This window comes from Trabulsiella odontotermitis (assembly GCF_001188485.1).
Classification (GTDB): Bacteria; Pseudomonadota; Gammaproteobacteria; order Enterobacterales; family Enterobacteriaceae; genus Trabulsiella; species Trabulsiella odontotermitis_A.
Window position 1 is genome coordinate 67,667 of the sequence record NZ_JNGH01000119.1, and the last position, 20,645, is coordinate 88,311.

The window sequence follows — 20,645 nt, forward strand, 5'->3', positions numbered from 1 at the left end:
ACGTTGCTGCCCCCAGTACCCCAGTAAAAGAAAAGACCGCCTCCCGCGAGAAGGGGTCTTTTCCTGGACTTCAACGTACCATCAGGACGCGGCGGCGTAATAGACAAACGCCAGTTTGTTGCCGTCGGGATCTCTCACGTAGGCACTGTGAAAACCGTTGCCATAATACGCCCGGTGCCCCGGCGCGCCTTCATCTGTTCCTCCCAGTCGCATCGCCAGCGCGTAAAGTTCTTCGATGTGCTCAGGAGACCGGGCATTCAGCGCCACCATCACCCCATTTCCCACCGTCGCATTTTGCTTGTCAAACGGTCTGCCGACGCAGAGTCCGGTGGTTGTGTTGCCATTGAATGTTCCCCATGAGGCACCTTCCTCGCCACGACCCCCCTGAGGATACCCCAGCAGTTCCATGAGCGGATCGTAAAACCGGAGCGCGCGAGGCAGATCATTCGTACCGAGCATGATATATGAAAACATGAATCCTCCTTTTTTCATTACGCTTTCCGTATAACAACACATACTGGAGTTCAGTGCTAATTATCTGACATAAGAATTGATATTATTTTACCAATCAGGCTCGACGTAACATTAACTCTTTTTTTGTTATCAGGACGCTATAGCAAGAAAAATGAATGGATTAGCTGATCCTTTTTTTTGCATAAAAAACAGTCATATACGGTGATTTTGTTCAACATTAAGCGGTGAAATGCAACCCCCAGGTGGTTAAAATCGCACGTAAAGTAAAACCGATTTCCGCCGATAGATCACATAGACACGTTAAAACATGATCAAATTCAATGTGTTAGACAAAACTCTGTTCGTGAGGGAGCGCACCCGTTGTTGTTCAAATTTTTCCAACGGGAGGGCAGAGAGAAAGCGACCTTTACCGTGAGATAATAGATGAAAATAAATAACTTTGGTGTAGGTACCCGAATGGGTGCCGGTTTTAGCATCGTTCTGGCCCTTATGATTATGATGGCCGTTACCGGGGTTGTTAAACTAAGCGGCATCCTTAAAGATGCAGATACGATTACTGGCCGGTTGCTGGTGCTTGAACGCCTCACTACCGAATGGGGCGCGGCAATCGATTACAACGGCGCGATGGGGCTTACCCTGCTGACCTCCGCCGATCCCGAAATCAAAACCTTTGCCCAGACCAGAATGGATGAAGTGACTAAACGCGTTAGCGGCATCCAGAAGCAGGTGACAGAAATGATTGCGTCGGATGAGGGCAAGTCGCTTCTCAATGCCGTCGGTGAGCAAAGAAAGCATTACATCGCCGTCAGGGCGGATGCGATTCGCCTCAGTCAGCAGGGCGACAGCGCGGCCACCAACGCCTTTATTCGCGAGAAACTCATTCCTGAAATGGAGATCTATTCCCGTACCGTGAAGGCGCTTGGCGATCATGAAAAAGCGCAGATCAACAAAGCCGATGTTTCCATTAAGGGCAACGGTTCGGAAGCCATTGAACTGCTGCTTATTCTTGGCGCGATTGCCATTATTTCAGGCATTCTGGTCGCATTGTTCATTACCCGCAGCATCACGCGTCCGTTGCAGGCAGCAGTGCATGTGGCGAAAGAAGTGGCTTCGGGCAATCTGGGCATCGAGGTGAAAGTTGAGTCCCGCGATCAACTGGGGCAACTGATGCTCTCCCTGCAGGAAATGACGGAAAGCCTGAGCACCACAGTACGCAAGGTGCGTGAAGGCGCGGACAACATCGCAATGGCCGCATCAGAAATCAGCAACGGCAACACCGATCTGGCTTCGCGTACAGAAGAGCAGGCGGCTGGCGTGGAAGAGACCGCCGCGACGCTGGAAGAGCTGACCTCCACCATCAACAATACGGCGGCGAACACGGCGCAGGCGTACCGTTATGTCAACGAGACAGCGACCGTCGTGAAGCAAAACGGCGTGGTGATGAGCGAAGTTTCTTCGCAGATGCAGGAAATTTACGACTCGTCGGCGAAGATGTCGGACATTATCCAGGTGATTGACGGTATCGCCTTCCAGACCAACATTCTCGCCCTTAACGCCGCGGTGGAAGCGGCGCGTGCGGGTGAGTCCGGTCGCGGTTTTGCGGTGGTGGCAGGCGAAGTGCGTACGCTGGCGCAGCGTAGCGCATCGGCGGCACGCGAAATCAAAGAGCTGATTGATGATTCTGTCTCGCGCATTGCTACGGGCCGTACGCTGGTAGAAAAAGCCGATGGCGGCATGGTAGAGATTGTCACCAACGTGCAGAACATGAGTCAGCTGATTGAAGAGATTGCCCAGGCCAGTCGCGAACAGAGCGATGGTATCGCGCAAATCAACAGTGCGATGGGGCAGATTGACACCACCACGCAGCAGAACGCGGCGCTGGTGGAAGAATCGGCAGCGGCAGCGGCTTCCATGCAGGAGCAGTCTCAGGTGTTGCAGGCGATGGTCAGCGCGTTCCGTCTGAGTGAGAGCAACCGGAAACTGGCGCGGACCATCACCAACAGACATGAACCTCAGGGGAAAGACCCGGTCGTCCAGAAGAGATTCAGCAAACTGGCGCCGGAAGGGGATAACTGGGAAACGTTCTGAGTGGTGCAGTAATCTGGCATAAACAACCGGCAGGGTGGAAACACCATGCCGGTTTTACGTTATCGGCCCCAACGGTTTCTGAGGTAGCTGACGGCGGACCCGGTCTGCGGCTGGTTGAGATAGCCTTCACGAAACAAAATGGTGCCGTTGATGTGCGGGTTGGTGTCATTCAGATCGAGCTGTTTCTTCAGTTCCGGCACGCCGCCGTCAATAGTCCAGTCCGGCTCGTTCTTCGACGGCTCACCCACTTTGTACAGCGCCACGCCAATATAAAGCCGCGTGTGCGTGGGTTTCACCACCTCCGCCCACCAGTTGGCCAGCACGTCATAACGGGCGGCGCTGCGGGAAAACGGCCAGTAGATTTGCGGCGCAATGTAATCCAGCAACCCCTGTTGCACCCAACGGCGGGTATCAGCATAAGATTCATCATAAGCGGCGGCTCCGCGTGTGTCGGAGCCCGCCGGGTCGAAACTGCGGTTGCGCCACACGCCGGCCGGACTGATGCCGAATTCAACGCCTGGCCGCTGCTGCCGGATGGTGCGCGAAACCTGCTCGATCAACTGCTGCGTATTGTGGCGCCGCCAGTCGGCTTTACTGGCAAAGCGCTGCCCGTATTGATGGAACGTGGCCTGATCGTTGAGACGGGAATCGGGCGACTCGGCATAAAAATAATCATCGAACTGCACGCCATCGACCGGGTAACGCGTAATCACTTCGCTAACGATGCTGGCGATCCACGTTCTGACCTCGGGAATGCCAGGGTCCAGCACAAAGCGATTGCCGGCGGTGCGGATCCAGTCGCGGTGCTCAACAAAGACGCTGGCCGGGCGCAGGGACGCGGTGCGATTTAATTGCCCGATGGTCGAGGTGCTGATGTTAGTGGAAACGCGGTAGGGGTTAAACCAGGCGTGGACTTTCATGCCGCGACGGTGCGCTTCATCAAGCATAAACTGCAGCGGATCATAGCCCGGGTCGGCACCCAGCGTGCCGGTCAGCACATCAGACCACGGCAAAATCTTCGACGGCCAGAGGGCGGAGCCATCCGGTTTTACCTGAAAGAAAACGGTATTGATGCCGAGTCGTTGCAGGTTATCCAGCTTCGCTTTCAGGGCCTCTTTTTGCTGCTGAATACGCAGCGCGTTATTGCTGGTTTTCACAGAGGCTATCGGTGGCCAGTCAAGACGAGAGACGGTTGCCAGCCAGATGCCGCGCATGGGGCTCTGGGGTGACTGAGGGACAGGCTGAGGTGAGGGCAATGGCGTCACCAGCGACGCAGGCGGTCTGGACGCGCAACTGACCAGTAGCAGCGCGATGACAACAAGAATACCGGGCTTTTTAACTATCGCTAAAGACGAAAAGCAGCGAGAAAACCGTAAAATATCCAAGTTCCTTTTCCAGATTAAAACCAATCACGAGACGTACAATGCGTCGTTGGCGTTCCGAAAGCAAGGGAATATTATTTGTTAGATTCGTAATATTTCCAATAAAATCCAATAAATAAAAACACGGTCAGACGATAGCCGAAACCTATTACATCTATAGGTGCGGCCAATAAAATTCATTGATAACCGTCAATACCCACACAAACGTAATATTTATTATCGAGGTGGCCATAGAGGTAGAAATATGGAGCGTATTCAACCCGGCCGCAATACCTCAAAAGGATAGCGTCATGAAAAAGCTGAAATATATAATAGCAGCGGTAATTGTTATTGGTTTGGTGTGTTATTTGGGATTGGCGGGATATATCTCCCATTACGATAGCGAAAGAAGTAAAAAAAGTACCGTCCAGGCTTCCGCAGTGGCAGCGAATAATAAAATACTGGGATTATTCAGTGAGAAAGGGTGTGATTATTGCCACACGCCCTCTGCTGAATTACCTTTTTATGCCTCGTTTCCTGTCGCGAAGCAGTTGATGGAGTATGACATTCAACTTGGATATAAATCCTTTAACCTGGAGGCAGTGCGTGCCGCACTGATTGCCGATACTCCGGTTCCGCAAAGCGAACTGAATAAAATTGAATGGGTCATGCAGCACGAGACCATGCCGCCTGCGCGTTATGTTGCGCTGCACTGGGGTGCCACTGTCAGCCCGGAAGAGCAGGCGGATATTCTTAGCTGGATAGCAGGCCAGCGCGAAAAAAACTATGCCAGTGCGGATGTCGCGGCACAGCATCGTAACGAGCCCGTACAACCGATTCCAAAATCTATCGCCGTTGACGATCGTAAAGTGGATTTAGGTTTCCGCCTTTATCACGATCCGCGTCTGTCGGGTGATGGCACCATCTCCTGCGCGCATTGCCACGCATTGAACGCGGGCGGGGTGGATGGCAGAGAAACCTCTGTTGGTGTTGGTGGCGCGGTCGGGCCGATTAACGCGCCAACGGTGTATAACTCGGTGTTTAATATTGAGCAATTCTGGGATGGCCGTGCGCCATCGCTGCAGGCGCAGGCCGGTGGACCGCCGCTGAATCCGATCGAAATGGCGTCTAAATCCTGGGACGACATTGTCGCCAAACTGGATAAAGACCCGGTGCTGAAGCGGGATTTCCTTGCGGTTTATCCTGATGGCTTTAGCGGCGACACCATCACCGACGCGATTGCCGAGTTTGAAAAAACACTTATCACGCCAGATTCGCCGTTTGATAACTGGTTGCGTGGTGATGACAAAGCGTTGACGGCGCAGCAACTGCATGGTTATCAGCTGTTTAAAGAGAACCGCTGCGCAACCTGTCACGGCGGCATCATTCTTGGCGGTCACTCCTTTGAACCGTTAGGACTGAAGCAGGACTTCAACTTTGGTGAAGTGACGGCTGCTGATATTGGCCGTATGAATGTCACAAAGGAAATTCGCGACAAGCTGCGCCAGAAAGTTCCCGGCTTGCGTAACGTTGCGTTGACCGGACCTTACTTCCACCGTGGTGACGTCACGTCCCTGGACAGCGCCGTTAAACTGATGCTTCGCTATCAGGTCGGCACAGAGTTACCGCAGCAGGATGTCGATGACATTGTTGCGTTCCTTGAAAGTCTGACCGGCGTGTATACCCCCTATAAACCCGCCCAGTAACCGCAGTACCCCGCATGCCGTGCGTCATCCGATGCACGGCATTTTTCATTCTTTTGCAGAATGCCTCACCTGACAAAAAGTTTGTGACCAAACAAAAAATGAGCGTTTTTACGTGATCGCGATCGTTTTTTGATCACTTTCTGGTTGCTTACTGCACATCCTTTCCGCCATATATTACAAAAAGTTTGTTTGTCTAACTTAATTTCAGGTTGATATGGAAAGCATCAAAGAGAATTTATCCTTCTTCATTCCCATGATGGAAGGGATTGCCAACCAGTTTGGCGAGAATTGCGAAGTCGTGCTGCACGACCACTCTCAGGGGCTGGAGAGCAGCATCATTGCGATCATCAACGGTCACGTTACGGGGCGCCAGGTCGGCGATCCCAGCAGTAACCTTGGACTGGAAGTGCTGCGTGGCACCGACGTGAACGGCGATCGCCACAACTACTTTACCCAGACGCGAGAGGGGAAAACGCTGCGCTCGACCTCCATCTACATCCGCAACAGCAATGAGCAGGTGATCGGCGCGCTGTGTATCAACCTTGATATCAGCGACATCCTGCAGGCAGAGAAAACGCTCAATAAGATGGCAGGGCGCCCCGACACCACACCTGCACATCATGAAGCGGTTAACGAAGTGTTTGTGAAAGATGTCAACGAGTTGCTGGATTATCTGATTGCAGAATGCATGTCATTAATTAACGTCGCGGTGATCAATATGACCCGTCAGGACAAACTTAACGCCATTAAGTTTTTTGACGACAAGGGCGTGTTCCTCATAAAAAAATCCGGCGAAAAGATTTGCGAGTTTCTGAATATATCCAAATACACCCTGTACGCCTATCTGGGGGAAATCAGAGGGGAAAACCCCGTTATTGACGAATAAACGTCGGAGGAGAAATGTTAACAACACCGTATGTCGCATTAGAACTGGAGATCATGGAACAGAATATTCGCGGAATGGTTACCGGACTACGCCGCAATAATATTCAACACTGGCCGCACATTAAAACCCATAAATCGGTGCGGCTGGCGAAACTGGAGCAGCAACTGGGCGCAAGCGGTATTACCTGCGCCAAACTGTCGGAAGCCGAAGTGATGGCCGAGGGCGGCATTACCTCGATTCTGCTGGCTTACCCGTTGATTGGCGAGGACAAGTGTCAGCGTTATGCCGAGCTGGCGCGAAAAATAAACATTCGCACCATTGTCGACAGCGTTGACGGTGCGCAGGGCCTGTCGCAGGCGGCGGTGAAAAACGGCCTGGAATTTGCCATTGATATTGCCATCGATTTTGGCGCGCATCGTGAAGGCATTCAACCGGATCAGCTACTGAGCTTTGCCCGCGACATCGCTGCATTGCCGGGGCTGAAAATCAAAGGGGTATTTACCTACGCCGGGACCATTTATCAGTACCACGAAGAAGCGGATATTCGCCGGGCTGCGCGTGAAGAGGCGGCGTTGTTAATGAAGAGTCGGGATTTACTCAATGCCAACGGCTTTACGATTGAGACGCTTTCCGGCGGTTCAACGCTCTCGTCTTTTTATGCGGATGAACTGAACGGTATTACGGAATCCCGCGCCGGGAACTTTATCTTCGGCGATATGAACGCCATCAACGGGGGTATTTACACGCCAGAAAACTGCGCGCTGACTATTTGCGCGACGGTGGTCAGTATTCCGCTGCCGGGCTACGCCACCCTTGATGCCGGCACCAAATCGCTCACGTCAGATCTGTCAGCCACACCAGGGTCTTACGGACTGATTAAGGAAAACCCGGATATTGCGCTGGTGAAGCTCAACGAAGAGCATGGCTATTTGCGCTATGACCCGGAAAAGGTCTCGCTGACCATTGGCGAACAACTGCACATTATTCCAAACCACTGTTGTGTGGTCGCCAATCTGGTCGATGAAATATACGCATTTCGACAGGGGGAATTCAGCGAAACCATCGCCATTAATGCGCGCGGAAAAAGTTATTAAATAACTGGGGTTATTTTCATGACAGACATTGAATTAACTGCTGATGACCGGCAGGAGCTTCTTACGCTCTTGTGCAGCCTGATACAGCATCCGTCGGAAAATCCGCCGGGTAATGAAAATGCGGTGGCGCACTATATTGCCAGTGTGTTACAGACCGAAGGCATTGAAACGCATATTCATGAGGTGGTGCCCGGGCGCCCGAACGTGGTGGCGATCCTGAAAGGGCAGAAGCCAGGGAAGCGACTGATCCTCAACGGCCATTCAGACGTGGTGCCCTGCGGTGAGGGCTGGTCGGTGGAACCGTTTGCCGCGGTGATTGACGGCGACCGCGTGATTGGGCGCGGCGCGGCGGACATGAAATCCGGCGTGGCGGCAATGATGTTTGCGGCAATGCTTATCCACCGCCGCAACGATACGTTTAACGGCGAAATCGTCCTGCTGTTTAACGTCGACGAAGAACGCGTCAATCTGGGAATGGAGCACTTTGTGGCTCAGGGCGTGGAGGCGGATTACGCCATCATCGGCGAGCCAACATCGCTTGAGATCTGCATCGCTCATAAAGGCGTCAGTCGTACCCGGTTAACCACCCATGGCACTGCCGGACATGCGGCGAAAGTGCGCGAGCCGGACAGCGCCATCGACAAAATGGCCCGTCTGCTGCCTGGCGTGCTGGCNGGGTGAAACAGAAAACGCATGAATTGCTGGGTAATGCCTCGATGCTGGTGACGACGATTACCGGCGGCAGTGCACCCAATATCGTGCCGCAATCCTGTTTCATCGAAATAGACCGTCGGGTGCTGCCGGGTGAAACGCGCAGTGATATCAACGCCAGTCTGCAGGCGGCGCTGCAACCGGCGGGGCTGGCGGCGGGGAAAGACTATTCGCTGGAAAACTACCTGTTTATTCCGGCGTCGGCCATTGATGCCACACACCCGCTGGTGGACGCCGCCGGACGGGCGGTCACTGCGGTCACAGGTTCGGCGAAAAAGACCGTGTTTGAAGCCACCTGTGAAGCACCGTTTTTCTCCGTGGGCTGTCAGATCCCGACGCTGATTGTCGGGCCGGGGGACCTGTCGCAGGCGCATGTGAAAGATGAGTTTGTTCGCATTGAGGAATTACACCAGGCAGCACAAATCTATGCCTCGCTGGCGTTAGATTTATTGAAATAAAACATCAGGGAAAATGTAATGAATATTGACGCTCGTTTAGCGGAACTGGGTATTACACTCAGCGAGCCCGCTGCACCTAAATTTTCGTATGTCCCGGTTAAGCAAACGGGAAATTTATTATACACCTCGGGAAATGATTGCCGGGTCAACGGTGAGCTTATTTATCACGGCTCACTGGGCAAAGAGTTATCAATAGAGCAGGGCCAGGAAGCGGCACGGCAATGCATTATTAATATTCTCTCTTCGCTGAAAGGCTATCTTGGCGATCTGAATCGCATCTCCGGCTGCGTCAAGATGCTGGGGTTTGTGCAGAGCGCTGATGATTTTAAAGCGCAGCCGCTGGTAATGAACAGCGCGTCGGATCTGCTGATTGCGGTCTTTGGTGAGTCCGGAAAACACGCCCGTTCCGCCATTGGCACCAATACGCTGCCGTTTGATACACCGGTAGAAATTGAACTGATTTTCGAAATTAACGCGTAATTCGCAACGTTGTAATACCTCCGGGAAATATCCTGGCCCCTGAACCGCCATTATTATTTCGATAATGGCGTGATTAACATTACAAAAGGATAATATATGTCCAGTCAAGCAAGCCCTCGCCTGAAGCGTTTGCAAATTATGGCATTATTGTTTTTGCTCGTGGCGGGTATTATTAATTTTCTCGACAGAACGTCGCTTTCGATTGCCAACACCACCATCCGTGAAGAAATGGGATTGACGGCAACGGAAATGGGGTTGCTGCTGTCGGTCTTCTCCTTCGGCTATGCACTGTGCCAGTTACCTATCGGCATGGTCATGGAACGCTTCGGCGTGAAGAAAGTGTACGGATTCGGCATCTTTCTGTGGTCGGTGGCGCAGACCGCGTTGGGGCTGGTCGGCTCGTACAGTCAGATGATTGTCGCCCGCGTGGTACTGGGGATTGGTGAAGCGCCCCATCTGCCGACCGGCGTCAAAGTGGTCAACGACTGGTACAACATCCGCAAACGCGGCGTGCCGATGGGGATTGTCAACATGTCCTCCACGCTCGCGCAGGCGCTGGCACCACCGTTGTTGATTGCCATGATGCTGGCGTTTGGCTGGCGAACAATGTTTATCATCATCGGTGTCTTAGGGATCGTCATTTCGCTGCTGTGGGCCATTTTCTACCGTAACCGTGAAGATGCCGGACTGTCAGATGCCGATATCGCCCATCTGGAAGAGGAAAACCCGCCGTCCAGTAAGCAGAAAGTGACACTGAAAGACTGGGCCGGGCTGTTTAAGCAAAAATCGATGTGGGGAATGATCATCGGCTTTAACGGCGTGGGCTATATGGTGTGGCTGTTTCTGACCTGGCTGCCGTCGTACCTCGAAATGTCCCGCGGGTTGAGCCTGCAGAAAACCGGCTGGGTCGCGGCGATTCCGTTCCTGTTTGGCGCCGCCGGGATGCTGGTCAATGGTGTGGTAGCGGACTGGGTGATGAAGCGCGGCGCCGACAAAATGAAAAGCCGCAAATGGATGATCTGCTTAGGGCTGCTGTGTGCGGCGGGCTTTACCTTACCGGCCGCCTACACCGACAGCACCTTTATGGCGGTGGCCTGCATCAGCATGGCACTGTTTTCTATCCACTTTGCCGGAACGTCTGCCTGGGGGCTGATCCTCGTATCGGTGCCGTCGCGGCTGGCCCTCGCGCTGGTGGCCTCGTCGGTCATCGCTTTCATGGCATCGCTGGTGTATTTCTTTATGGTTGATAAGCCGGTCGTTGACCCCGCCGCGTTGAGATAAATTCATGCACGCTCACCCTCCGTTCGCCCCCCTGGAACCATGGCGAACGGAGGGTGAGGCAGGTCGCAAGCAGGAATTGTTATTATTTTCATTCCCGGTTTTATGTGAAGCTCTTCTCAATTAGTAACGTTTCAGCCATCTTCCTGGCGAAAAAATGATAAATCACCCGCCTCAGAATCCAGGATTTTATTAAAATTTCACCCGCCAAATGTTTATTTATTCCGCAAAAAAAGACCTTGATTTTCGTGTGTGTAAGATTATATTGCACAACGAAGAATCGCCTGAAATAGATTTTACTTAGTGAGTTTTGATGTAAATCAGTAAAATGAATAATAGAATGCAATATACCCACAACGGGGTATTGAGAGGTGATTTTTTAAGTTACTTAACTGATTTTGTTAGTTATTTTAAGGTGTTTTAAATAAAGTGAAATTGAGGCTGCCGGATTATACTGCAACGAAAAAAATGTACAATCGCAGGGCAATGAAGAATCAGGATGAAACCCGATGTTGTTTGATTTAGATCTCACAATATTGAAAAAATAGTTCCCTGAACGCTGCGTTATTATATTTTTGTTTATGAATGTCGAGGCGATCTCATCATTTAACCGATAATCAACATATATTATTGCTTTCTTGTCATAAAGGAATGACAAAAAATGGAAGGAGTAAATGCGTTAATCTCTTCTCATGGCGTGAGTCGCCGTGATTTTATGAAGCTTTGCACAGCACTGGCTGCGACCATGGGCTTAAGCAGTGAAGCCGCGGCCGCCATCGCCGACTCTGTCAGCAGTCCGCAACGCCCGCCGGTTATCTGGATCGGCGCGCAGGAGTGTACCGGCTGTACAGAATCGCTGTTGCGTGCAACGCACCCGACGGTAGAAAACCTGGTGCTGGAGACCATCTCTCTGGAATACCACGAGGTGCTTTCTGCGGCCTTCGGCCACCAGGTCGAAGAGAACAAGCATAACGCGCTTGAGAAGTATAAAGGGCAGTATGTTCTGGTGGTCGATGGCTCCATTCCGTTAAAGGATGATGGCATTTACTGCGTGGTGGCAGGGGAACCGATTATCGATCATATCCGCAAGGCGGCTGAACATGCTGCGGCGATCATCGCCATTGGCTCCTGCTCCTCCTGGGGCGGTGTGGCCGCGGCGGGTGTGAACCCGACAGGCGCGGTAGGGCTGCAGGACGTATTGCCGGGTAAAACCGTCATCAACATTCCAGGCTGCCCGCCGAACCCGCAGAACTTCCTTGCCACGGTCGCGCACGTCATTACCTTTGGTAAACCGCCAAAACTGGACGCCAAAAACCGTCCGGCCTTTGCCTATGGCCGTTTAATCCACGAACATTGCGAACGTCGCGCGCATTTCGATGCCGGTCGTTTTGCTAAAGAGTACGGCGATGAGGGGCATCGCGAAGGGTGGTGTCTCTACCATCTCGGCTGTAAGGGACCTGAAACCTACGGTAACTGCTCAACGCTGCAATTCTGCGACGTGGGCGGCGTCTGGCCGGTATCGATTGGTCATCCTTGCTATGGCTGTAACGAACAAGGGATTGGCTTCCATAAAGGCATTCATCAACTGGCCACCGTTCAGAACCAGACGCCACCTGCAGAAAAACCCGATGTCTCGGCGCGGGAAGGTGGTCATGTTTCAGCGACGGCAGTCGGTTTGTTGGGCGGCGTAGTGGGGCTGGTAGCCGGCGTCAGCGTGATGACGGTACGCGAACTGGGACGTCAGCAGAAGAAAGACGATGCTGATTCACGGGGAGAATAGCCGTGGATAGACGTGATTTCCTGAAAATAGCTTCCGGCGGGGCGCTGCTGATCGGCAGCACCTCGACCGGTCATGCGGCGGCGGAAAACCGTCCGCCGATCCCTGGCTCGCTCGGCATGNNCTGTACGACTCCACGCTCTGTGTGGGGTGTCAGGCGTGCGTGACCAAATGCCAGGATATCAACTTCCCCTCCCGCAACCCGGAAGGCCCGCAAACCTGGTCCAACAACGACAAGCTGTCGCCTTATACCAACAACGTGATTCAGGTCTGGCGCAGCGGCAAAGGCGAGCATAAAGATCAGCTCGACGACGGCTATGCCTACATCAAAAAACAGTGCATGCACTGCGTGGATCCGAACTGTGTGTCGGTCTGCCCGGTTACGGCGCTGACCAAAAACCCGAAAACCGGCATCGTTCACTACGATCCGGACGTCTGTACCGGTTGCCGTTACTGCATGGTCGGCTGCCCGTACAACGTACCGAAGTACGACTACGACAACCCATTCGGCGCTATTCACAAATGTGAGCTGTGCAACCAGAAAGGCGTGGAGCGTCTTGATAAAGGCGGTTTACCGGGCTGCGTGGAAGTCTGTCCGGCCGGGGCGGTTATCTTTGGTACCCGTGAAGATCTGATGGCCGAAGCGAAAAAACGTCTGCAGATGAAGCCTGGCGATGAGTATCACTATCCGCGTCAGACAGTGGATTCCGCGGACCGTTATCAGCATACGGTGCCGCATTACTATTCACATCTGTACGGTGAGAAAGAGGGCGGCGGAACGCAGGTGCTGGTACTGACCGGCGTGCCGTATGAAGAGTTAGGGCTGCCGAAACTGGACGATCTCTCCACCGGCGCGCGCTCTGAGCATGTCCAGCACACGCTGTATAAGGGCATGGTGTTACCACTGGCCGTGCTGGCGGGATTGACCGCCCTGGTGCGTCGCAACACCAAAAACGACCATCACGACGGAGGGGACGACCATGAGTCATGATCCGAAACCGCTAGGCGGTAAGCTCGTCAGCAAGCCGATTATGTTCTTCGCGCCGCTGATCCTGCTTTGTCTTCTGTTCATCGGTAAACGTCTGGTGTTTGGTCTGGGTTCGGTCTCCGATCTGAATGGCGGTTTCCCGTGGGGGATCTGGATCGCCTTTGACCTGCTGATCGGCACCGGTTTCGCGTGCGGCGGCTGGGCGCTGGCCTGGGCGGTGTATGTCTTCAACAAAGGCGAATATCACCCGCTGGTGCGTCCTGCGCTGCTGGCGAGCCTGTTCGGTTATTCGTTGGGCGGTCTGTCGATCACCATCGACGTAGGGCGTTACTGGCACCTGCCGTATTTCTACATTCCGGGTTTCTTCAACGTTAACTCGGTGCTGTTTGAAACGGCGGTCTGTATGACCATCTACATCGGCGTGATGGCGCTGGAGTTTGCTCCGGCATTGTTCGAACGGCTGGGGTGGAAAGTCTCTCTGAAGCGCATCAACAAGGTGATGTTCTTTATCATCGCGTTTGGCGCGCTGCTGCCGAGCATGCACCAGTCCTCAATGGGCTCGCTGATGATTGTCGCCGGGCATAAGGTGCATCCGCTGTGGCAAAGCTACGAAATGCTGCCGCTGTTCTCGCTGTTGACCGCGTTCATCATGGGCTTCTCGATTGTTATTTTCGAGGGATCGCTGGTGCAGAGCGGCCTGCGCGGCAAGGGGGCCGATGAGCAACCGTTGTTCCGCAAACTGATGGGCACCATCAGCATCTTCCTTGCGCTGTTCCTGGTGCTGCGTTTTGGTGAGCTTATCTACCATCACAAGCTGGGGTTGGCGTTTGCGGGCGATTTCTATTCGGTGATGTTCTGGGTGGAAATTCTGTTGCTGGCCTTCCCGCTGGTGGTGCTGCGTCTGCCGAAAATGCTCCATGATTCGCGGATGCTGTTCCTCGGGGCGCTGAGCATGCTGTTGGGCTGCGCGCTGTGGCGTTTGTCCTACTCGCTGGTCGCCTACAATCCGGGCGGCGGTTATCAGTACTTCCCGGCCTGGGAAGAGATTTTAATTTCTATTGGTTTTGTGGCAATTGAGGTATGTGCATACATTTTACTCATTCGTTTACTGCCGATAATTCCTCCTTTACAGCAACAAGATCATCGTCATGAGGCGAGCAAAGCATGAGCCAACGTATAACTATTGATCCGGTAACCCGTATTGAAGGGCATTTACGCATCGATTGCGAAATTGAAAACGGCGTCGTGTCAAAAGCGTGGGCATCGGGAACCATGTGGCGTGGCATGGAAGAAATCGTCAAGAATCGCGATCCGCGTGATGCGTGGATGATTATGCAGCGTATCTGCGGCGTGTGCACCACCACGCACGCGATGGCCTCTGTCCGTGCCGTCGAGAGCGCGCTGAAGATCAACGTCCCCCTCAACGCGCAGTACATTCGCAACATTATTCTGTCTGCACATACCACGCACGACCATATCGTACACTTCTATCAGCTGTCGGCGCTGGACTGGGTGGATATCACCTCCGCGCTGAATGCCGATCCGGCGAAAGCCTCGGCGTTGCTGAAAGGCGTGTCGAGCTGGCACCTGAACAGCACCGAAGAGTTCACCAACGTTCAGAACAAGATCAAAGCGCTGGTCGCCAGCGGTCAGTTGGGGATTTTTGCCAACGGCTACTGGGGACACCCGGCCATGAAACTGCCGCCGGAGGTCAACCTGATTGCGGTTGCCCACTATCTGCAGGCGCTGGAGTGCCAGCGTGACGCCAACCGCGTAGTGGCGCTGCTGGGCGGTAAAACGCCGCACATTCAGAACCTTGCCGTGGGCGGCGTCGCCAACCCGATCAACCTTGACGGTCTGGGCGTGCTGAATCTTGAGCGCCTGATGTACATCAAGTCGTTTATCGACAAGCTGGGCGACTTCGTTGAGCAGGTCTATAAAGTGGATACGGCGGTGATCGCCGCGTTCTACCCGGAGTGGCTGGAGCTTGGTAAAGGCTCGAAAAACTACCTGGCAGCGCCGGAATTCCCGACCGACGGCCAGAACGGCAGCTTCCTGTTCCCTGGCGGCTATATCGCTGACAGCGATCTGTCGACCTATCGCCCAATCGCCTCGCACTCTGATGAATACCTGATTAAGGGCGTTCAGGAGAGCGCGAAACACGCCTGGTACAAAGACGAAGCCCCGCAGGCACCGTGGGAAGGCACCACTATCCCGAACTTCACTGGCTGGGATGAAAACGAGAAATACTCATGGGTGAAATCACCGACCTTCTACGGCAAAACAGTGGAAGTCGGCCCGCTCGCCAACATGCTGTGTAAGCTGGCGGCGAAGCGTGAATCCACCTGGAACAAGCTCGGCGAAATCATCGCCATCTACCAGAAACTGACCGGGAAAACGATTGAAGTGGCGCAGTTGCACTCCACGCTGGGGCGCATCGTCGGTCGTACCGTTCACTGCTGCGAACTGCAACACATTTTGCAGGATCAGTACAACGCGCTGATTGCCAACATTGGCAAGGGCGACCACGTGACGTTTGTGAAACCCGATATCCCGGCGAACGCCGAGTTTAAAGGTGTTGGTTTCCTCGAAGCGCCGCGCGGAATGCTCTCGCACTGGGTGGTCATCAAGGACGGCATAATCAGCAACTACCAGGCGGTGGTGCCGACGACCTGGAACTCCGGGCCGCGTAACTTTAACGACGAGGTAGGGCCGTATGAGCAGTCACTGGTGGGAACACCGATTGCCGATCCGGTAAAACCGCTGGAAGTGGTAAGGACGATTCACTCCTTTGACCCGTGCATGGCCTGCGCGGTGCATGTGGTGGATGCCGATGGAAATGACGTGGTTTCGGTGAAGGTTCTGTAATGCGGATATTAGTGTTAGGCGTCGGTAACATTTTGCTGACCGATGAAGCCATCGGCGTACGTATCGTTGAAGCGCTGCAGCAACGGTACGTACTGCCGGATGACGTCGATGTGCTTGACGGTGGCACGGCGGGTATGGAGCTGCTGAGCGAGATGGCGGACAGGGATCACCTGATCATCGCCGATGCGGTGGTGTCACGTAAAGGCGTGCCTGGTGACATCCTCATTCTGCGTGATGATGACGTCCCGACGCTGTTCACCAACAAAATATCGCCACATCAGTTGGGTCTGGCGGATGTGCTTTCAGCATTACGGTTTACGGGGGAATTCCCCCGTAAGCTGACGCTGGTAGGCGTCATTCCGGCGTCGCTCGAACCGCACATCGGGATGACGACCGTGGCGGAAACGGCGCTGGAAACCGCGCTGCAACACGTGATTGCCGCGCTGCGCGAGTCTGGCGTGAAAGTGGCGTCCAGGGAGGCGTGTTATGAATGACGAGATCGCAGGCTTCTCTGAAAGCCCGGCGGAAGCGGTGCAGGCCGCGTTTGAGGTGATTTCGCGTGAAGCGATGCAAAACCTGTCGTTTCTGCATCCCGACATGCCGGTGCATGTCTCTCCCTTCAGTCTGTTTGAGGGCCAGTGGGTTGGCTGCGTGATCACGCCGTGGATGCTGAGCGCGCTGATCTTCCCCGGACCGGATCAGCGGTGGCCGCAGCGTAAAGTGAGTGAAAAAATCGGCCTCAAACTGCCGTTTGGCGACATGACTTTTACCGTCGGCGAACTGGACGGCGTGTCGCAATATTTCACCTGTTCGCTGATGTCGCCGCTGGATCACAACCTGACGGCGGAGCAGGGCGTGCGTCTGGCGGAAGACTGCCAGCGGATGCTGCTGTCTATCCCGGTGAGCGATCCCTATGCCGTACAGGCCAGCCGTCGTTCGCTGCTGTTTGGCCGTCGGAGCAGTGAGCATGCATGAGTTGTCCCTCTGTCAGAGCGCGGTCGATGTGATTCAGCAGCAGGCCGCACGGCATCATGCCGCACGGGTCACTGGCGTCTGGCTGGAGATTGGCGCGCTCTCTTGCGTGGAAGAAAACGCCGTGCGTTTCAGCTTTGACAGCGTCTGCCGCGGCACGGTAGCGCAGGGGTGCGAGTTGCACATCGCCATCAAACCGGCACAGGCCTGGTGCTGGGACTGCAGTCGGGTGGTGGACGTGGTGAGTCAGGACGCCCGGTGTCCCGTATGCAGCGGTGCGCGATTGCGTATCGAAAACGGCGACATGCTGGTGGTGAAAAGTATCGAAGTGGAATAACGTCGTCATTCAGGAGTTAACGATGTGTATTGGTATTCCCGGAAAAGTGCTGTCGGTGGGTGACGATATCCACCAGATGGCGGAAGTGGAAGTCTGCGGCGTGAAGCGCGGTGTCAATATTATGCTGGTGTGCGAAGGCGACCCGGCGGCGCTGGTGGGTCAGTGGGTGCTGGTTCACGTCGGGTTCGCCATGAGCATCATTGATGAAGCGGAAGCGCGTGAAACGCTGATCGCCCTTGAGCAGATTGGCGGGCTGGAGCCGGTGCAGGCCGGTTAAACACCTGTTCCCCCGGCGCGGTTTCACGCAGGGGGAAAGGGTTACGCTTTATTGTTGGGGTTGTACATTTCTGCGCGGTTTCTGCCGTTGCGTTTCGCAACATACAGCGCCTCATCCGCCGCCTGAACCAGTCGTTCGTAATCCGGGTGCCCCTGAAACATGGCGGCGCCTATGGATAACGTTGTGGTGAGCTGTTTACCGTCCGGCGTATTCACCACCTGTTTCATGGCCTTCGCGCGAATACGTTCCGCAATGTGCATGGTTTCGGTGGGCGTCGCTTCGGTCAGCACAATCAGAAATTCGTCGCCACCGTAGCGGAAGACATAATCGCTGCTGCGAACGTTGTCATAAAAGACCTGTGAAATTTTGCGCAAAATATCATCGCCGGTCGCGTGTCCATGACCGTCGTTGATCTCTTTAAACTTATCGACATCAATCAGCAATACTGAAAGCTGCGTCCCGGAGCGATTGGCATGGGCAATTTCACGTTTGAAAATAGCCGCCAGAAAACGCCGGTTCAGCAGTTTGGTTAACACATCCATGCCGACTTCGTGTTTCGACACATCATCAAATAACCCGCGTAATAGCGCGGCAATTTGCGTGGTGTTGTTTTTTATTTGCAGCATAAAATCATTTCGCAGGTTTTTCTGGCGAAACGTCCGCGAGCCTTCACGGGTTTTTAACAGTATTTGATCGGTTTCCTGCATTAACTTCGCAATATAACCTACTTCGGCAATACCACTAAAATAATGGCGTCCTTTATGATTAAACCACAGGCCGAAATCCGCGCGGCTCAATAGCTGAATACTGTCGAGATCGGTTTCCAGCATGACGTTATATATAACATCCATCTCCCAGCTGAGCAGGCTGCCAATCTGCCGCTCTTTTTCTTCTTCGGCATTTTCGAGCAGTGAGAAGATGCGGTAGTTTTCATCATCTTTCATGCTGCTGCTTTCACCGAAGGTAAAGGTCCGCGCCATGATCTCCAGCGCCAGGTCGATGCTGCTTAACGAAAAACTCAGAAGTTTAATTTTGTCATTTTCACTGCCGTTGCGCTCGATGATAAGCGGAATGATATTCCGCTTTAATATGCGCGCACCCATATCTACCAGCTGTATCGGGATACCGATGCGGGCGTGGATCTCACCGACATGCTGCTGCAGGGCTATCAGCTCATCAACGTCATTCTCCGTGCAGGAGAGTACCCGTTTCACCCAGATCACCAGCGACTTTTTGAGATGCGTCTCAACCTGTTCATTGGTGAGAAAATCAACGGCTTGTGGATCGGTTAAAATATTGGTGTAAAAGATTTCGCTCAGATCCCGGGCATGATCTTCACCCAGTCCCCGAGCCATCTCATGAATATGTGGCTCGGTCTCGCGAATCAGGCCGAGCCATTCATCTTTCACCCTGGCAACATAGCTTTGCATCGTGGCTTACTCCGTGTGCGAACCTCATTTAAGGATAATCGAAGTCTGAAAATTTGCGGGCGGTATAACCCGAAGCCGTGGAGACAAATATGCCACGGGAAACCCCGCGGCGTGGCGTCAGAAAATTAATGTGCGCAGAAAAAAATGGGGCGTTTACCAATGGTGAATATGAAACCCCGATGACCCTGCGTCAGAACGGTATAGCTAACGGTTTTGTTCGGGTAAACGTAAAAGTCCGGCAATACATTATTAAGCAAATCATCAGATATTGCCGCATCGTTGGTGACTTTATGTACCCGGGTGGAGTGAAAACGCAGATTATCTTTGTTTTCCGTCCACGTATAGGCCACGTCCTGGCGGATCACCCCAAGGGGTTTATTGTTCTGATAGTAAGTACCACTGACCGCTACCACGCCGGTGCGTTTTTCCAGCGTATACATGAAGTCAAGCGTCATATTCGCCCGCACATCTTCATAATAAACCACCACGGAGGCCGTGCATTGCTCCGGGTCGCGTAACCGCTCGGTACGCTGGTAGTAGTAATATCCTGTTATGCCGCCGAGCACAAAAAGCAGCAGACACAGCGCGGCCGTTTTTTTCTTAGTCATCATTTAACCCCCGAAAATAGAGGGTGATACAACCCGATTCCGATTTTCTCTCGTACGGGCGGTGGCATATCAGCGCCGACAGCGCCGGTGCGGTACTGGAAGACGAGAAATAGATCCACGGATACTTTTTACAATCGATGCCAGTTTTTATGACCGCATTTTTGTATTTCTGAAAACTGTCGCTGCCGTCGATATCATCGCTGCGAGAGTAGAACTGACAGCCGTTCACCGTTTCATACAGCTTATAGTTATCGAAGAAGTTCTTTTCGCTCTTCACGTACCACGGGTATTGAAAGAGTAGTGCGCCGACAATAAACGATAACACCATCAGCGATATGCGGGTGAGGCGTGAACGCTTGTTTTTTTCTGGCGCATCAGGCGTTTCTGATACGGGAGGCGGCGTGACGTCCAGTAATGCGTTATCGCCAGCCACGTCGTCTTTATCGACAATGTTTGCGGCAGCTTCTGTCTCGGGTATTTCGTCGACGCGTTCAACCCTGATGTTGTTCTCAATCTGGAAGCCCTTACGCGGGACGGTGGCAATCAGCGTGCCTTCTGTTTCGCCCACGGTACGGAGACCACGGCGCACGATGGAGATATTTTGATACAACGTATTAGCAGGCACCAGCATGCCATCGTCTTCCCAGACCTTTTTAAAGAAATCCTGTTGGGGGACAACTCCCGGGGCAGCTTCCAGCAAAAGGGTAAGGCAGCGACTGGCAGGCGTCGTAAGTATTACGCTCAGTTCAGGATTTGTGACAGACGACAGTCTGTTTTTTTCTGGCCTGAACTCAATGTTATTGTTAATAATCCATAACATACATCAGTCACCATGTATTTAAATGCAGCATA

Annotated in this window: 20 protein-coding genes and 2 pseudogenes; 17 read left to right on the forward strand and 5 right to left on the reverse strand. The window is 53.5% G+C overall.

Annotated elements, in window-relative coordinates; all coding sequences use genetic code 11:
* Nucleotides 1-81: 81 nt before the first annotated feature.
* On the reverse strand, nucleotides 82-474 hold the full coding sequence (locus GM30_RS21080) for a VOC family protein (protein WP_049850186.1): 393 nt from the start codon (nucleotides 472-474) through the stop codon (nucleotides 82-84).
* A gap of 423 nt (nucleotides 475-897) precedes the next feature.
* On the opposite strand from GM30_RS21080, the gene GM30_RS21085 reads away from it, so the two are divergent.
* Nucleotides 898-2,562, forward strand: a complete 1,665-nt coding sequence (locus tag GM30_RS21085; protein WP_072091944.1) for a methyl-accepting chemotaxis protein — start codon at nucleotides 898-900, stop codon at nucleotides 2,560-2,562.
* A gap of 59 nt (nucleotides 2,563-2,621) precedes the next feature.
* Here the strand turns inward: GM30_RS21085 and GM30_RS21090 are convergent, their stop codons facing one another.
* Nucleotides 2,622-3,941 carry a glycoside hydrolase family 10-like protein gene (locus GM30_RS21090; RefSeq protein ID WP_420802283.1) on the reverse strand — a complete coding sequence of 440 codons (1,320 nt, stop codon included), beginning with the start codon at nucleotides 3,939-3,941 and terminating at the stop codon, nucleotides 2,622-2,624.
* A gap of 293 nt (nucleotides 3,942-4,234) precedes the next feature.
* Here GM30_RS21090 and GM30_RS21095 point away from each other — a divergent pair, with 293 nt between their 5' ends.
* The 16 genes and pseudogenes from GM30_RS21095 (at nucleotide 4,235) to hybG (ending at nucleotide 17,755) form a co-directional block, all read left to right on the forward strand.
* On the forward strand, nucleotides 4,235-5,629 hold the full coding sequence (locus tag GM30_RS21095; RefSeq protein ID WP_049850189.1) for a cytochrome-c peroxidase: 1,395 nt from the start codon (nucleotides 4,235-4,237) through the stop codon (nucleotides 5,627-5,629).
* 214 nt (nucleotides 5,630-5,843) lie between these two features.
* Nucleotides 5,844-6,515, forward strand: a complete 672-nt coding sequence (locus GM30_RS21100; protein WP_049850190.1) for a helix-turn-helix transcriptional regulator — start codon at nucleotides 5,844-5,846, stop codon at nucleotides 6,513-6,515.
* 14 nt (nucleotides 6,516-6,529) lie between these two features.
* A complete protein-coding gene (locus tag GM30_RS21105; protein ID WP_049850191.1) occupies nucleotides 6,530-7,609 on the forward strand; it encodes an alanine racemase in 1,080 nt (359 codons plus the stop codon).
* A gap of 18 nt (nucleotides 7,610-7,627) precedes the next feature.
* Nucleotides 7,628-8,290 (forward strand): M20 family metallopeptidase, encoded by a 663-nt coding sequence (locus GM30_RS27455; protein ID WP_238582690.1) that lies wholly within the window; start codon nucleotides 7,628-7,630, stop codon nucleotides 8,288-8,290.
* Nucleotides 8,263-8,406 (forward strand): annotated as a pseudogene (locus GM30_RS27460) (peptidase dimerization domain-containing protein); the annotation flags it as partial. The gene GM30_RS27455 and the pseudogene GM30_RS27460, both read left to right, overlap by 28 nt.
* Nucleotides 8,404-8,778, forward strand: coding sequence for a M20/M25/M40 family metallo-hydrolase (locus tag GM30_RS27465; RefSeq protein ID WP_238582694.1), 375 nt, complete (start codon nucleotides 8,404-8,406; stop codon nucleotides 8,776-8,778). The pseudogene GM30_RS27460 and the gene GM30_RS27465, both read left to right, overlap by 3 nt.
* Nucleotides 8,779-8,796: 18 nt before the next feature.
* Nucleotides 8,797-9,258 (forward strand): RidA family protein, encoded by a 462-nt coding sequence (locus GM30_RS21115; protein WP_049850192.1) that lies wholly within the window; start codon nucleotides 8,797-8,799, stop codon nucleotides 9,256-9,258.
* Nucleotides 9,259-9,354: 96 nt separating this feature from the next.
* Nucleotides 9,355-10,539 carry an MFS transporter gene (locus tag GM30_RS21120; RefSeq protein ID WP_049850193.1) on the forward strand — a complete coding sequence of 395 codons (1,185 nt, stop codon included), beginning with the start codon at nucleotides 9,355-9,357 and terminating at the stop codon, nucleotides 10,537-10,539.
* 658 nt (nucleotides 10,540-11,197) lie between these two features.
* Complete coding sequence (gene hybO / locus GM30_RS21125) at nucleotides 11,198-12,316, forward strand: hydrogenase 2 small subunit (RefSeq protein WP_049850194.1); 1,119 nt, start codon at nucleotides 11,198-11,200, stop codon at nucleotides 12,314-12,316.
* A 2-nt stretch (nucleotides 12,317-12,318) separates the two neighbouring features.
* Nucleotides 12,319-13,304 (forward strand): annotated as a pseudogene (gene hybA, locus GM30_RS21130) (hydrogenase 2 operon protein HybA).
* Nucleotides 13,294-14,469, forward strand: a complete 1,176-nt coding sequence (gene hybB, locus GM30_RS21135) for a Ni/Fe-hydrogenase cytochrome b subunit (protein WP_049850195.1) — start codon at nucleotides 13,294-13,296, stop codon at nucleotides 14,467-14,469. Before hybA ends, hybB begins: the two are co-directional and overlap by 11 nt.
* On the forward strand, nucleotides 14,466-16,169 hold the full coding sequence (gene hybC / locus GM30_RS21140; protein ID WP_049850196.1) for a hydrogenase 2 large subunit: 1,704 nt from the start codon (nucleotides 14,466-14,468) through the stop codon (nucleotides 16,167-16,169). Before hybB ends, hybC begins: the two co-directional genes overlap by 4 nt.
* Complete coding sequence (locus GM30_RS21145; RefSeq protein ID WP_049850197.1) at nucleotides 16,169-16,663, forward strand: HyaD/HybD family hydrogenase maturation endopeptidase; 495 nt, start codon at nucleotides 16,169-16,171, stop codon at nucleotides 16,661-16,663. Before hybC ends, GM30_RS21145 begins: the two co-directional genes overlap by 1 nt.
* On the forward strand, nucleotides 16,656-17,144 hold the full coding sequence (hybE, locus tag GM30_RS21150; RefSeq protein ID WP_049850198.1) for a hydrogenase-2 assembly chaperone: 489 nt from the start codon (nucleotides 16,656-16,658) through the stop codon (nucleotides 17,142-17,144). Before GM30_RS21145 ends, hybE begins: the two co-directional genes overlap by 8 nt.
* Nucleotides 17,137-17,478, forward strand: coding sequence for a hydrogenase maturation nickel metallochaperone HypA (gene hypA / locus GM30_RS21155; protein ID WP_049850199.1), 342 nt, complete (start codon nucleotides 17,137-17,139; stop codon nucleotides 17,476-17,478). The genes hybE and hypA overlap by 8 nt, the downstream gene beginning before the upstream one ends.
* Nucleotides 17,479-17,500: 22 nt before the next feature.
* Complete coding sequence (gene hybG, locus GM30_RS21160; RefSeq protein ID WP_049850200.1) at nucleotides 17,501-17,755, forward strand: hydrogenase maturation factor HybG; 255 nt, start codon at nucleotides 17,501-17,503, stop codon at nucleotides 17,753-17,755.
* 41 nt (nucleotides 17,756-17,796) lie between these two features.
* On the opposite strand, the gene GM30_RS21165 is transcribed toward hybG, so the two are convergent.
* The 3 genes from GM30_RS21165 to GM30_RS21175 form a co-directional block, all read right to left on the reverse strand.
* On the reverse strand, nucleotides 17,797-19,185 hold the full coding sequence (locus GM30_RS21165; RefSeq protein ID WP_049850201.1) for a diguanylate cyclase: 1,389 nt from the start codon (nucleotides 19,183-19,185) through the stop codon (nucleotides 17,797-17,799).
* Nucleotides 19,186-19,310: 125 nt separating this feature from the next.
* A complete protein-coding gene (locus tag GM30_RS21170; protein WP_049850202.1) occupies nucleotides 19,311-19,793 on the reverse strand; it encodes a hypothetical protein in 483 nt (160 codons plus the stop codon).
* Entirely contained in the window at nucleotides 19,786-20,613 is an 828-nt protein-coding gene (locus GM30_RS21175) for a winged helix-turn-helix domain-containing protein (protein ID WP_049850203.1), read from the reverse strand. Before GM30_RS21175 ends, GM30_RS21170 begins: the two co-directional genes overlap by 8 nt.
* Between the last annotated feature and the right edge of the window lie 32 nt (nucleotides 20,614-20,645).

Bases quoted from the DNA above. Each gene is read 5' to 3' on its own strand.
- GM30_RS21080 (WP_049850186.1), bottom strand. From the start codon at position 474: ATGTTTTCATATATCATGCTCGGTACGAATGATCTGCCTCGCGCGCTC.
- GM30_RS21085 (WP_072091944.1), top strand. From the start codon at position 898: ATGAAAATAAATAACTTTGGTGTAGGTACCCGAATGGGTGCCGGTTTT.
- GM30_RS21095 (WP_049850189.1), top strand. From the start codon at position 4,235: ATGAAAAAGCTGAAATATATAATAGCAGCGGTAATTGTTATTGGTTTG.
- GM30_RS21100 (WP_049850190.1), top strand. From the start codon at position 5,844: ATGGAAAGCATCAAAGAGAATTTATCCTTCTTCATTCCCATGATGGAA.
- GM30_RS21105 (WP_049850191.1), top strand. From the start codon at position 6,530: ATGTTAACAACACCGTATGTCGCATTAGAACTGGAGATCATGGAACAG.
- GM30_RS21115 (WP_049850192.1), top strand. From the start codon at position 8,797: ATGAATATTGACGCTCGTTTAGCGGAACTGGGTATTACACTCAGCGAG.
- GM30_RS21120 (WP_049850193.1), top strand. From the start codon at position 9,355: ATGTCCAGTCAAGCAAGCCCTCGCCTGAAGCGTTTGCAAATTATGGCA.
- hybO (WP_049850194.1), top strand. From the start codon at position 11,198: ATGGAAGGAGTAAATGCGTTAATCTCTTCTCATGGCGTGAGTCGCCGT.
- hybB (WP_049850195.1), top strand. From the start codon at position 13,294: ATGAGTCATGATCCGAAACCGCTAGGCGGTAAGCTCGTCAGCAAGCCG.
- hybC (WP_049850196.1), top strand. From the start codon at position 14,466: ATGAGCCAACGTATAACTATTGATCCGGTAACCCGTATTGAAGGGCAT.
- GM30_RS21145 (WP_049850197.1), top strand. From the start codon at position 16,169: ATGCGGATATTAGTGTTAGGCGTCGGTAACATTTTGCTGACCGATGAA.
- hybE (WP_049850198.1), top strand. From the start codon at position 16,656: ATGAATGACGAGATCGCAGGCTTCTCTGAAAGCCCGGCGGAAGCGGTG.
- hypA (WP_049850199.1), top strand. From the start codon at position 17,137: ATGCATGAGTTGTCCCTCTGTCAGAGCGCGGTCGATGTGATTCAGCAG.
- hybG (WP_049850200.1), top strand. From the start codon at position 17,501: ATGTGTATTGGTATTCCCGGAAAAGTGCTGTCGGTGGGTGACGATATC.
- GM30_RS21165 (WP_049850201.1), bottom strand. From the start codon at position 19,185: ATGCAAAGCTATGTTGCCAGGGTGAAAGATGAATGGCTCGGCCTGATT.
- GM30_RS21170 (WP_049850202.1), bottom strand. From the start codon at position 19,793: ATGACTAAGAAAAAAACGGCCGCGCTGTGTCTGCTGCTTTTTGTGCTC.
- GM30_RS21175 (WP_049850203.1), bottom strand. From the start codon at position 20,613: ATGTTATGGATTATTAACAATAACATTGAGTTCAGGCCAGAAAAAAAC.